Source organism: Rhizobium jaguaris (assembly GCF_003627755.1).
Classification (GTDB): domain Bacteria; phylum Pseudomonadota; class Alphaproteobacteria; order Rhizobiales; family Rhizobiaceae; genus Rhizobium; species Rhizobium jaguaris.
The window spans coordinates 72501-85279 of record NZ_CP032694.1; the positions used below are offsets into that span (position 1 = coordinate 72501).

Here is a 12779-nt window from a genome sequence, read left to right on the forward strand (position 1 = left end):
AATACTTGGAAAATCTGAATTGTTGACCGACTGACCTCCTTGTTTCCTGCTTTGCTCTTATGGGTAAGCGAGGGAAAAGGATCGAAGCCTTTGGGCTTCGCAAGGCCAGAGGCCGTCGCCGCTGATGCGGCGTAGCCTCAACGGGCTGGTGGCCGGTAAAACACTTCAGGTTTCCAAGTATTGTTAAAAGGTATCTTCACCTGAATAAAATAGGGTGTAAGAAGCGAACGCAGGGAACTGAAACATCTAAGTACCTGCAGGAAAGGACATCAACCGAGACTCCGCAAGTAGTGGCGAGCGAACGCGGACCAGGCCAGTGGCAATGAGTGTTAAAGTGGAAGAACCTGGAAAGGTTTGCCGTAGAGGGTGACAGCCCCGTACGCGTAGATACATTCATTGTCCTAGAGTAGGGCGGGACACGAGAAATCCTGTCTGAACATGGGGCGACCACGCTCCAAGCCTAAGTACTCGTGCATGACCGATAGCGAACCAGTACCGTGAGGGAAAGGTGAAAAGCACCCCGACAAGGGGAGTGAAATAGAACCTGAAACTGGATGCCTACAAACAGTCGGAGCCCGCAAGGGTGACGGCGTACCTTTTGTATAATGGGTCAACGACTTAGTGTAACAAGCAAGCTTAAGCCGGTAGGTGTAGGCGAAGCGAAAGCGAGTCTGAATAGGGCGATATAGTTTGTTGCATTAGACCCGAAACCGAGTGATCTAGCCATGAGCAGGTTGAAGGTTGGGTAACACCAACTGGAGGACCGAACCCGCATCTGTTGCAATAGATTGGGATGACTTGTGGCTAGGGGTGAAAGGCCAATCAAACTCGGAAATAGCTGGTTCTCCGCGAAATCTATTTAGGTAGAGCGTCTGGCGAATACTCCCGGGGGTAGAGCACTGGATGGGCTATGGGGACTCACCGTCTTACTGATCCTAACCAAACTCCGAATACCGGGAAGTACTACCAGGCAGACACACGGCGGGTGCTAACGTCCGTCGTGAAAAGGGCAACAACCCTAACCTCCAGCTAAGGTCCCCAAGTCATGGCTAAGTGGGAAAGGATGTGAGGATCCCAAAACAACCAGGATGTTGGCTTAGAAGCAGCCATCATTTAAAGAAAGCGTAACAGCTCACTGGTCTAGTCAAGGGTCTTTGCGCCGAAAATGTAACGGGGCTAAAGCCATGCACCGAAGCTGAGGATTCCTCTTTGAGGAGTGGTAGCGGAGCGTTCCGTAAGCTGATGAAGGGATAGCCGTGAGGCGTCCTGGAGGTATCGGAAGTGCGAATGTTGACATGAGTAACGATAAAGAGGGTGAGAGACCCTCTCGCCGAAAGACCAAGGGTTCCTGCTTAAAGTTAATCTGAGCAGGGTTAGCCGGCCCCTAAGACGAGGCGGACACGCGTAGTCGATGGGAACCACGTTAATATTCGTGGGCCTGGTGGAAGTGACGGATTGCTCAACTTGTAAGGTCTTATTGGATTGATCTTGCAGGGACGCGGTTCCAGGAAATAGCTCCACCGTATAGACCGTACCCGAAACCGACACAGGTGGTCAGGTAGAGTATACCAAGGCGCTTGAGAGAACTATGTTGAAGGAACTCGGCAAATTGCACGCGTAACTTCGGAAGAAGCGTGACCCTTATGTACGCAAGTATGTGAGGGTGGCACAGACCAGGGGGTAGCGACTGTTTACCAAAAACACAGGGCTCTGCGAAGTCGCAAGACGACGTATAGGGTCTGACGCCTGCCCGGTGCTGGAAGGTTAAGAGGAGGGGTGCAAGCTCTGAATCGAAGCCCCAGTAAACGGCGGCCGTAACTATAACGGTCCTAAGGTAGCGAAATTCCTTGTCGGGTAAGTTCCGACCTGCACGAATGGCGTAACGACTTCCCCGCTGTCTCCAACATAGACTCAGTGAAATTGAATTCCCCGTGAAGATGCGGGGTTCCTGCGGTCAGACGGAAAGACCCCGTGCACCTTTACTATAGCTTTACACTGGCATTCGTGTCGGCATGTGTAGGATAGGTGGTAGGCTTTGAAGCAGGGACGCCAGTTCTTGTGGAGCCATCCTTGAAATACCACCCTTATCGTCATGGATGTCTAACCGCGGTCCGTTATCCGGATCCGGGACAGTGTATGGTGGGTAGTTTGACTGGGGCGGTCGCCTCCGAAAGAGTAACGGAGGCGCGCGATGGTGGGCTCAGACCGGTCGGAAATCGGTCGTCGAGTGCAATGGCATAAGCCCGCCTGACTGCGAGACTGACAAGTCGAGCAGAGACGAAAGTCGGTCATAGTGATCCGGTGGTCCCGCGTGGAAGGGCCATCGCTCAACGGATAAAAGGTACGCCGGGGATAACAGGCTGATGACCCCCAAGAGTCCATATCGACGGGGTTGTTTGGCACCTCGATGTCGGCTCATCGCATCCTGGGGCTGGAGCAGGTCCCAAGGGTTTGGCTGTTCGCCAATTAAAGCGGTACGTGAGCTGGGTTCAGAACGTCGTGAGACAGTTCGGTCCCTATCTGCCGTGGGTGTAGGAATATTGACAGGATCTGTCCCTAGTACGAGAGGACCGGGATGGACATATCTCTGGTGGACCTGTTGTCCTGCCAAGGGCATAGCAGGGTAGCTATATATGGAAGGGATAACCGCTGAAGGCATCTAAGCGGGAAACCCACCTGAAAACGAGTGTTCCCTATCAGAGCCGTGGTAGACGACCACGTTGATAGGCCGGGTGTGGAAGTGCGGCAACGCATGAAGCTTACCGGTACTAATAGCTCGATTGGCTTGATCGTTCCCATTGCTCGTGCTCATCAAAAGATGAGTGTCCAAAGACGTGTTCAATAAACAAAATCCAGCTTCTCAAACATCCATGCAAAAGCATGGCTACGATGTGCTCCCTGTCGCCTCAACTTCGAGGTGTCCGGATGCTCAGCGCAGGTCCCCTTCGAGCGACAAGCGAGAAGGAAAGGCATCTGCGCCAGAGAAGAGCAACTTGTTAGTCCATGCGGACCGCATGGACTAACAAGTTGCGCTTCGCTGACCTGGTGGTTATGGCGGGGTGGCTGCACCCGTTCCCTTTCCGAACACGGCCGTGAAACGCCCCTGCGCCCATGGTACTTCGTCTCAAGACGCGGGAGAGTAGGTCACTGCCAGGTCTGCTAAACGCAACTCATCTAAAATCTTCTCGTCACTAAAACGGCCTAGCCGTGTTACAATAGGCCGCTAGCAAGCGGCCTTTGTCGCTTCTGAAAAGCACTTATACCTCGGCTCCGAAATATGGTGCCAAGGGAACACACGATAAACCCTCCGGGTTTACGTGGATGACGCAAACCGCAAACGGCTTGCTCAAGCTCCGACGAACCCTTTGGGTTCGCTCAGGGCGGACAAACCGCAACGCGGTTTGCTCGGGCGCGATAAACCGCTTAGCGGTTTACGCTGGTAACGCGGGGTGGAGCAGCCCGGTAGCTCGTCAGGCTCATAACCTGAAGGCCGCAGGTTCAAATCCTGCCCCCGCAACCAATCTTCCCTTCCTCACAAGATCCTTGTCGCTGCCGCCAAGACTTCATCTTCGCTGGCAATGGTAGCTCCTCGTCCTAAGCACCATAACCTCAAGGGTGAGGCGCGCTCGAGCATAGCTCGATCGGACAGTCCAGTGGACTGTTCGAAGCAACGAACGGTGCAAAGCCTGCCCCCAAAGCCAATTCCCACACAACACATCGTTATCGCTGGCGCCAAGACTCCAGCGCAGCACGCGAGCGAGCAGAGCTTGGTCGGAGAATAGAAACCGGTCGCCGGTTCTCCCAGTCGAGGGATCAGGAACATTTCATCGATCGCCTTGGTACGCGGTCCAAATTTATGATGAAGGCGTCGTTGTCACCAAACCAGGAACGACAAGATGAATGTCCAAAGGCAGACATAGACGAGGAGCCCGAAACTATGGAGCAGAGTTGTCCGCATGATGTCAGCTTCTCGGCCAACTTGGCCTACCGCAGCTGCGGCGATGGCGATGGACTGCGGCGAGATCAGTTTTGCCATCACTCCGCCACTCGTATTGGCGGCTACCAAGAGCGCCTGGCTGGTCCCGATCTGAGACGCTGTAACCGATTGCAGAGTATGCGGCGTCCACGCCCCATCGAATTTTCAGTTGCAGCGGTCTGAGGTTGATCTACGGGCCGTCAAATGAGCTCACCGAAGAGTACCTGACGAGCTCATTGTGAGGCTCTGATCCGTTGCGCATAAGCCCATGGCATCAGGGCGTCGATGTCTTTGGCGAGGTGGCCGTTTGCGAGGCGGGTGAAGAGGTCGCACAGATAGGCGTAGGGCTCAACGCCGTTCATTTTACAAGTGCCGATCAGGCTGGCAAACCGGGCCCAATTGCGGCCCCCTTCATCGTGCCCCGCAAAGAGCGCATTGCGGCGGTTCATGGCGGGTCGGCGGATCGCGTTTTCCACCAGGTTGGAGTCGATATCGACGTGGCCGTCGTCCAGGAACAGCCGGAAGCCGTCCTGCCGCGTTAGCATATAAGCCAGGGCTTTTCCGAGGTCAGACTTGCGTGAGATGCGCTTGGCTTGCGCTGCCAGCCAGGTGAAGAACTCGTCCACCAGCGGGAGGGACAGGTCCTGTCGAACTGCCCGGCGATGTTTGGGATCTGAGCCCCGGATACTGTCTTCGATCTTGTAGAGCGCGGCGATCCGCACCAGCGCCTCGTCGACGATGGGCGATCCACTCTTTGGCGTGGCCTTGATCAGCTTCCTGCGTCCGTGCGCCCAACAGAAAGCCAGCTTCAAGGGGTCGCCACCCATCCGGTCCGACGTGGCGAGGTGAGAGTAACCACCGTAGGCATCCACCTGGATTGTCCCGTTGAAGCCGTCGAGGATTTCAGCGGCATATTCGCCTTTACGCCCAGGTCGATAATGGAACACCACGCCCGACGGCGCGGAGCCATTCCAGCCGCGATCGTCACGCAACACGGCCCATAGATAACCGGTCTTCGTCTTGCCGCGCCCCGGATCCAACACCGGAGCCGTGGTCTCGTCGACATAGAGCCGCGCGCTTTCCGACAGCAGCCGTTCGGCCATGTGGTCGACCACCGGTGCGATTTCGCTGCCCGTGCGCCCAAGCCAATCGGCCAGGACCGTGCGGTCTATCGGCACCCCGTGTCGCGCCATGACTTCGGCCTGCCGGTTGAGCGGCATATGTTCGGAATGCTTGGAGACGGCAATCTCAGCCAGAAGGGCTTCCGTCGGCCAGCTCCCTTCCAAGAGATGCGCCGGCGCTCTGGCTTGGACGACGCCCGTTCGACCCTTGGGGCATGCGTATTTCGGGCGGATCGTGACGATCACCTCGTAGCGTGCCGGAATCCGGTCGAGCCGTTCCGTCCGATCTTCGCCGATCCGGACCATGTTGCCGCAACCACAGGGGCAGACAATACTGTCGGGCTCAATCACCTTCTCGACCCGCGGCAGGTGTTCGGGCAGTGCACGGGCCTTACGCTCCTTGCGAGGAGCGGCCTTTTCCGGATCGGATGCGCTGGCTTCGATCTTTTTCTCGACGGCGGCGATCCGCGCCTGTGTTTCGGCAATCGCCGTTTCAAGGTCTTCCAGCGCCAGTTCCATCTGCGCCGGATCGAGCTTTTCCGATTTCGGCCCGAACTTGGTGCGCCGATAGTCGTGAACCTGCCCCTCAAGCTTCTCGATCAGTTCCTTCAGCTCGGCGATGAAGGCGTCCTTTTCGGCCACCACAGCCTGCTCATGCTGACGCGCAGCACGCTCGACCGACAGCTCGAACTGCATCGCCGCAAAGGCTTTGATAACCTCTGGCGGAAGGTCCGGAAACAGGCTGAGATCAAGGCGCGACGACATGCGGCCTTATAGCAAGGCAGCACAAAAAAGCCAAATAAAACAATGCAAAGACGGCCGGATATTTACCCTGCCGCCGACGGCGCGGTCACCCGCTGTGCCATGACCCGTCGCCAGTCAAGACCTTCGAACAAAGCCTCATATTGACCCCTGGAAAGACGCATCGTCCCATCCTGAACCTTGGGCCAGGCAAAGTTTCCATGTTCAAGAATTTTGTAGGTTAGCACCATTCCGGTGCCATCCCACACCAGGATCTTCAGGCGATCCCCGCGCTTCGACCGGAAGATCACCGTCACCCCGGAATGCGGGTCGAGCTTCAACTCGGTCTGCACCATCAAGGCCAGCGCCTGATGCCCACAGCGGAAGTCCACCGGACGCGTTGCAATCAGGATCGGCAGTCGTTGGCCCGCGACGATCATGCCGTCCCTCGCATGGCTCGTACCAGAGCCGCCACACGTTCAACCGGCACATCGCCGGGAACCCGCATCACAACATCCGGGCCGATCTCCAACGTCAAGACCGGCCAACCCGCCTCCGGCAGCGGCGGCGCCAAAACATTCACCGCCTCGCTCGGCTCTGCCGCAACCGCCAAAGGCACAAATGCAGGCGCGGCATCGCCGCTCTCCGACAGGCCCGACATAGCCTCAAAAGGCAGGGCCAGAATGCCCTCGCGCACTTGCCGGCGCCACAAGGAAAGCTGGTGCGGCACAACGTCATGACGGCGCGCGACATCAACAACACGAACACCAGGCTCAAGGCTTTCCGCCACGATCCGCGCCTTCACATCATCCGGCCAGCGCCGGTTTCCGCGGCGCGGCTCGACAATTTCGTAGCGGCCAACAAATCCATCATCTGCCATGCCAATCTCCAGATAGTCCTGGAAACCTTCTCGCACACGCAGCAAGCCTCAAAATACAGCCAATCCAATGGGGCGGAGACGGCGCTTACATTGCAGATGGGCGAAAAGCGTATTGCTGTTAACGACGGATCCAGTAATGAACACGCCGAACCAGCCGATCACGGGTGCAATCAAGGGAAAGATCCAGCCAGTTTCAGCAAGCCCCAGACCGATGCTGGATGACGCTCCGGAGAAATTGGCAATATACGCAACGGCCATGATGAGAGAAATCATGGCAAGCGGGCTCCAAAGGTCACAAATGACTGACTTGAGCTGGTTGAACGATTCCGAAGGCGACAATCTCGATGAGAATAAGGTGGTGAGAATTACCGCGATTAAAATTGCGGTTCCAGATGCGCTGATCAGAGCTACGTTCCAAACGGCAGGTAGTGCATGAGTTGTGTCCGCGATCGGAGGCATTTCCTCGATCTGAAGATGCAGGAAGGGGATTTGCAGTTTCAGCACTGTGCCCGCGAGAGGACCGTCCCCCGCGAATAGGCTTTTAAATTGCGGTAAGCTCCATAACAGAATGACACAGGTCAAAATGTAAAAGGGCGACCAAGCCTTAATGACCTGCGTCAGCGACCACCGCTTCGCTGATATCGGCGGAGCGCTATCCTCTCGATAAATCTGCCTCGGCTGCCAGAACTGCATGAACAATGCCAGCGTGCCCATGGAGCCCAATGGGGCCACGATGTCAGTCAGTTCCGGTCCGACAAAATACAACGTGAGCGTTTGGAGGCCGCTGAACAGAGCGCCGATCAGGAGCAGCACAGGCCAAGTTTCTCTGATGCCTCGATAGCCATCCAGAACAACAATGAGCAATAGCGGCACGAACAGCGTGGAAAGTTGGACGATCGCGATCATCATGGCAGACATGTCAGTCAGACTGACCCGACCTTGCTGTGCACCGACCAAGACGGGAATGCCGATCGCGCCGTATGCGCCACTTGCGGCATTTGCCAGCAGGCAGAGCATGGCTGCCTTGATCGGTTTGAAGCCAAGTTCTACGAGCAGCGCCGCGCAGATGGCAATCGGTACGCCGAATCCGGCAGCCCCTTCCAGGAACGCGCCGAAGCAGAACGCAATCAAAATGACCTGAATGCGTTGATCATCCGAAATCGTTGCGATGCTGCCCCGGATAACCTCGAACTTGCCGCTTTTGACCGCCAGCCGGTAAAGCCAGACCGCCATAAGCACGATATAGCCGATCGGCCACAACCCGCTGAGGATGCCAAAGATCGCGGCTCCAAGTATCTTTTCCAGTGGCATATGAAATACAACGGAAGAGATGATGATTGATATCGCCAGCGTGGCGACTGCAGCGGTCAATCCCGGGAGCTTCAGGAAAATCAGCGCGACCAAAAAGAACAGGATAGGAAGCGCAGCAACCAATGCCGAAAGATAGATGTTTCCCAACGGATCGTATGTGTGCTGCCACATCGGCTTTTCCTGGTTCGCTCGATATCAGGTGTGGTGTCAGAAGGAGGGCTTCATGCTTTCAGAACGGCATTCGGGCAGTTTGTCCCATTGGCCAGGCAATTCAGGTTCTGAAACGTGACGTCAGCAATCTCGCGCAAGGCCTCGGTGGTAAAAAAGCCCTGATGACCGGTCACCAGGACATTGGGAAAAGTCATCAACCGCTGAAAGACGTCGTCGTCGATGATATCGGACGACCGATCGTGAAAGAAAAGCGCGCTCTCCTCCTCGTACACATCGATACCAAGAGCGCCCAAGCGACGGGATTTCAACGCCTGAATGACAGCTCGCGTATCGATTAGTGCTCCGCGGGACGTATTGATCAGCATTGCGCCAGGTTTCATCAAACCCAGTTTCTCTCTGTTGATCATGTGTCGGTTGTGTTCAAAGAGCGGGCAATGGAGCGTGACGATATCAGACTGTGCCAGCAGGCTATCCAGGTCCACCATTTCGCCTATGGCTGTAAATCCCGGGGAGGGCGTTGGATCGAACCCAAGAACACGGCAGCCAAAACCGTTCATGATTTTCGCGACAGCGAGTCCGATCTTACCTGTGCCGATGATGCCGACCGTCTTTTTGTGAAGGGTCATGCCCAACAGGCCGTTGAGCATGAAATTGCCTTCGCGAACGCGGTTATAGGCGCGATGTGTGTGCCGGTTAAGCGTCATGATCAGCGCCACCGTGTGCTCCGCGACGGCCTCCGGCGCGTAGGCAGGCACGCGCGCGACGAGGAGACCAAGCTTTTGGGCCGCGTCGATATCGACATTGTTGAAGCCTGCGCAACGGAGAAAGACGCCCTTCACACCGAGCCTGTACAAAGCCTCAAGGACGGGTGCATCCACAACATCGTTGACGAAGACGCATATGGCATCGCAGCCCTGTGCAAAGGCCGCCGTCTGCAAAGACAGACTGGCTTCCTGGTAAATCAGGTCGAAGGGCGCCGGTTCACGCCGATTAGCGTCATCCAAGAAATTCTTATCGTAGGTATGAGCGCTGAAGACGGCTATTTTCATGGGTAATCCTATCGTCGTGCTTGAGACTGCGCTCGCCCTTAACGAACGGAGTGGCATTGCCCGAAGGCTCGCGTGTCGGCGCAATCAGCGTCTTCGTCGTAAAGGAAGTGGATGCCGAGGCCACCGGATGTCGACAGCCTCTCAGAGGGAGGAAAATAAGGGACACCAAGTAACATGCAGGCCTCCCAATTATCGTCCAGGCAAGAAATATTCACGGTTAGATGGTAGCACCGCTTGTGTGATGATGCCCGTAGCATCACGTAGGCTCTATCGCCGTGGACGCCGCTTGAGTGCGGAATTACCAAGCCGAAATATTCGGACTTGGTTAGATTGGAGCGCGAAAGCCTTGCCTTGATTTGCGACGCTGACGTCGTATCGCTAGCGAGTCTGATTTCGTCCGGGCAAGAGGACGAAACATGATGATCTACAAGTCTCTTTGGACTCGCCCCTCCAACCAAACGTCCCTAACACCTCAGCACACAGCCGTCAGTGTCCTCCGCGAAAACCTTAGCCTCATGGGTGTCTCATCGCGATCCCAGGAGGCCGCCCCTTGCTCGCAGATGAGTATCGAGCGAAACGGGCCACGCGCCGGCATGAAAATATTGTGCTTTCCCTTGGTCGAAACAGTTTTCGGGTGGGCCGCGGCCGGTATATTTGATCATATGCGTCATTGTTAGCGGCGTATCGGATTAGCAGCGATCAGGCGTCTTACTGCGGCGAGGGCCGTTTCGTCGATCCGGTTCGACGCCAGCGAGAGGAAATCGACATGGCCAGGACGGCGCGAGGTGCGCAGAAAGATTATGTCTACAGGATCGCGAATTCGCCTGTGGGCGTGTTGAAGCTCGTCGCCAGCGATGAGGGTTTGGCGGCGATCCTCTGGGATATCGACCGGCCAAACCGTGTTCCGCTGAATATCGTCGCAGAGGATGCGAACCATCCCGTTCTCATAGAGGCGGAGCGGCAGTTGCAGGAATACTTTGCCGGCAAACGAAAAGTTTTCGACCTCCCGCTCGATTTTTTGGGCACCGAGTTTCAAAGGAAGGTGTGGCATGCGCTGCTCACCATCCCCTTCGGAGAGACACGCTCCTATACGCAGATTGCCGAACAGATCGGCGCTCCCAAAGCCATACGTGCGGTGGGCGCTGCCAATGGCAGGAATCCGATCTCCATCATCGCACCGTGCCATCGCGTCATCGGATCGGCGGGTGACCTGAGGGGATTTGCCGGTGGCCTGGAGCGGAAGACCTATCTTTTGGGCTTTGAAGGTTCCGACACCAAAACGTTCAATTTTGCGGCGTGACAGATTGGCCGCGCCCAACCAGACGAGACGTCCGGTGGCTGTCGCGATTCATTCGGGCTGGCACCGAACATGCTGGATCCAGCTGTACCGACGGCGGCCAGGCCATTGGCAAATTGCAATGACAAAACAGCCCGCTTGTCGAACCAAGCGGGCTGTTTTTATTTTCGGCCTCTGACCATGTGCGAGATGGCCGGCCTGAACTCATCAAACCGGCCATCGGCTCATATCAGCCTTCGAGCCACTTCACCTGCTCTGGCGTCAGCTTGATGTCGAGCGCCGAGAGGCTGTCTTCCAGTTCGGCGATCGTGCGCGGTCCGATCAGCGGGATGACCGGGAAGGGCTGGGCGACCACATAGGCAAGCGCGATGTGGATCGGGTTGCGGCCAAGCTTCTGCGCCAGTTCTATTGCCCGGTCGCGACGGCCGAAATTGCGCTCGGAATACCAGACGCGGACCAGCTCCTCTTCATTTCGCTTGTCGCGGCCGGCGCGGTCGGTGAAGAAGCCGCGGCCCTGGCTCGACCAAGCGAAGTTCGGGATCTGCTTGGCATTGAGCCAGGCTTTCCATTCGTCGTCGGAGGCGGCGACGCATCCGGCCCAGATCGGGTCGAGCATTTCGGCCAGCGAGAAGTTGTTGGAAAGCGCCGACGGCGCCGTCTTTCCATTCTTCTCGGCATAGGCGATCGCTTCGTCAAAACGAGCCCGCGTCCAGTTGGAGCCGCCGAAGATGCCGCGGATGCGGCCGGCCTTGACCTCGGCATCCATGACATCGACGAATTCACCGACCGGAACGGCCGTGTTGTCGCGATGCATGAAGTAGATATCGACATAGTCGGTTTTGAGCCGGTTCAGCGATTGGTCGAGCTGCTTGGCGATCATGTCCGGATAGCAAAGGGGCGAATGCGCACCCTTGCCGATCAGCACGATTTCCTCGCGCGGAACCCTGCGGCTGGTGTGCCAATCGCCGAAAATGCTCTCGGTCTTACCGGCGCCATAGACATAGGCCGTGTCGAAGGCGTTTCCTCCGGCTTCGTAGAAGGCGTCGAGCGTCAGGGAAGCGGCGGCGAAATTCGGGAAGAATTCGAAGCCGAGCGTGACGATCGAAGCCGGCTTGGCAATGCCGGGAATGTTACGCTTCGGAATGCTATCGCCCTTGGTAACCGTTGCGCCGGCAATGTTCGTTGTCCGCCGCGTCGCCTTCTCGACCTCGTATTCGAGGCCGACAGAGGCCCGCCACTGATCGAGAACGCGCAGGTTACCGATCGAATCCGCCCAGCCGATGCCCGGATAGGCGAATTCCGCCCGACCGGCGCGAATGGCCTCGCCAGCGGCGTCGACTTCGAAGGAATAGAGCCAACGGTCCTCCTTGACTTCGATGGTCTGCGTCTCGGCGCCCTTGATAAGTTCGATCTTGCCAATGCCGCCCTTGTGGCCGGAGGCAAACCAGAAATCCTTGACTTCCAGGCTGCCATCCGAGCCGATGATGCGCAGCGTGTTGTCCTGGTTCGCCATGATAGAGCAGGACACTTCGGCGATGATGTTATTCGGGAATTTCAGCACGGCGGAAGCCCATTCGTCGACGCCCGTCTGGCCGAGATGGGCGACGCCGGAGACTTTTTCCGGGTCGAGGAACGGCTTGCCTTCAACGGCACCTGCGATCAGCCGCGCCATCGACACCGGATAGCCGCCGACATCCAGAATACCGCCGCCGCCGGTGTCGTTGGCAAACAATCGGTGCTCCGGCTTGACCGTGCCCATGTTGAAGCCGAAGGATGAGCGGATGATGCGGATCTCGCCGATGACGCCGCTTTTCACCAGCTCGATCAGCTTCGCTGTCTGCGGATGGACGCGGTACATGAAGGCTTCGCCGGCAAAGACGCCGGCCTTCTTGGCTTCATAATAGATCGCCTCTGCGTCATAAGCCGACAATGCGATCGGCTTTTCGACGAGCACATGCTTGCCGGCGCGGATCGCCTTGATCGCCCATTCAGCATGGCCCGTATGCGGCGTGGCGATATAGACGGCATCGGTGTCTTTATCGGTCAGCAGCGCTTCGTAACCGTGGAGGATGCGCGCCCCCGGGAAATTTTCGCCAAGGCCCGGCTTGTCAGGATTGCGGCTGGCGATAGCCACCAGTTTTCCGGTGCGCGAATGGGCAACGCCGTCGGCGAAGGTCTGGGCGATCTTGCCGGGGCCGACAATCCCCCAGCGGATGGGTGCGTCTGTACTCAT

General features: G+C 57.1%; 8 protein-coding genes, 1 tRNA gene and 2 rRNA genes (1 of these 11 only partly in view). 4 read left to right on the top strand and 7 right to left on the bottom strand.

The genetic code is table 11. The features are described from left to right. From CCGE525_RS00340 to CCGE525_RS00350, 3 genes are all read left to right on the top strand, one after another. Window positions 1-2793: ribosomal RNA gene (locus tag CCGE525_RS00340) — 23S ribosomal RNA — on the top strand; it begins 136 nt to the left of the window's first position. A gap of 248 nt (window positions 2794-3041) precedes the next feature. Beyond that, a 5S ribosomal RNA gene (gene rrf, locus CCGE525_RS00345) occupies window positions 3042-3156 on the top strand. A gap of 287 nt (window positions 3157-3443) precedes the next feature. Next, window positions 3444-3520: transfer RNA gene (locus CCGE525_RS00350), tRNA-Met, on the top strand. Window positions 3521-3874: 354 nt separating this feature from the next. Here CCGE525_RS00350 and CCGE525_RS00355 read toward each other — a convergent pair. The 6 genes from CCGE525_RS00355 to CCGE525_RS00385 form a co-directional block, all read right to left on the bottom strand. Then, window positions 3875-4066 (bottom strand): L-lactate permease, encoded by a 192-nt coding sequence (locus CCGE525_RS00355; protein WP_245472062.1) that lies wholly within the window; start codon window positions 4064-4066, stop codon window positions 3875-3877. Window positions 4067-4209: 143 nt separating this feature from the next. After that, a complete protein-coding gene (gene tnpC / locus CCGE525_RS00360; RefSeq protein ID WP_120702553.1) occupies window positions 4210-5862 on the bottom strand; it encodes an IS66 family transposase in 1653 nt (550 codons plus the stop codon). Window positions 5863-5924: 62 nt separating this feature from the next. Beyond that, window positions 5925-6278, bottom strand: coding sequence for an IS66 family insertion sequence element accessory protein TnpB (tnpB, locus tag CCGE525_RS00365; RefSeq protein WP_028005268.1), 354 nt, complete (start codon window positions 6276-6278; stop codon window positions 5925-5927). After that, the gene (gene tnpA / locus CCGE525_RS00370; RefSeq protein WP_120702554.1) at window positions 6275-6718 is read right to left on the bottom strand and encodes an IS66-like element accessory protein TnpA; all 444 of its coding nucleotides are present in this window, start codon (window positions 6716-6718) and stop codon (window positions 6275-6277) included. Before tnpA ends, tnpB begins: the two co-directional genes overlap by 4 nt. A 48-nt stretch (window positions 6719-6766) precedes the next feature. After that, window positions 6767-8200, bottom strand: a complete 1434-nt coding sequence (locus CCGE525_RS00380; protein WP_120702555.1) for an L-lactate permease — start codon at window positions 8198-8200, stop codon at window positions 6767-6769. 50 nt (window positions 8201-8250) lie between these two features. Further along, window positions 8251-9249: a 2-hydroxyacid dehydrogenase gene (locus tag CCGE525_RS00385; protein ID WP_120702556.1), complete on the bottom strand. Its 999-nt coding sequence runs from the start codon at window positions 9247-9249 to the stop codon at window positions 8251-8253. A gap of 766 nt (window positions 9250-10015) precedes the next feature. Between CCGE525_RS00385 and CCGE525_RS00390 the strand changes: the two genes are divergently transcribed. After that, window positions 10016-10549, top strand: coding sequence for a methylated-DNA--[protein]-cysteine S-methyltransferase (locus CCGE525_RS00390; protein ID WP_120702557.1), 534 nt, complete (start codon window positions 10016-10018; stop codon window positions 10547-10549). A 226-nt stretch (window positions 10550-10775) separates the two neighbouring features. On the opposite strand, the gene CCGE525_RS00395 is transcribed toward CCGE525_RS00390, so the two are convergent. Then, the gene (locus tag CCGE525_RS00395; protein ID WP_120702558.1) at window positions 10776-12779 is read right to left on the bottom strand and encodes an aldo/keto reductase; all 2004 of its coding nucleotides are present in this window, start codon (window positions 12777-12779) and stop codon (window positions 10776-10778) included.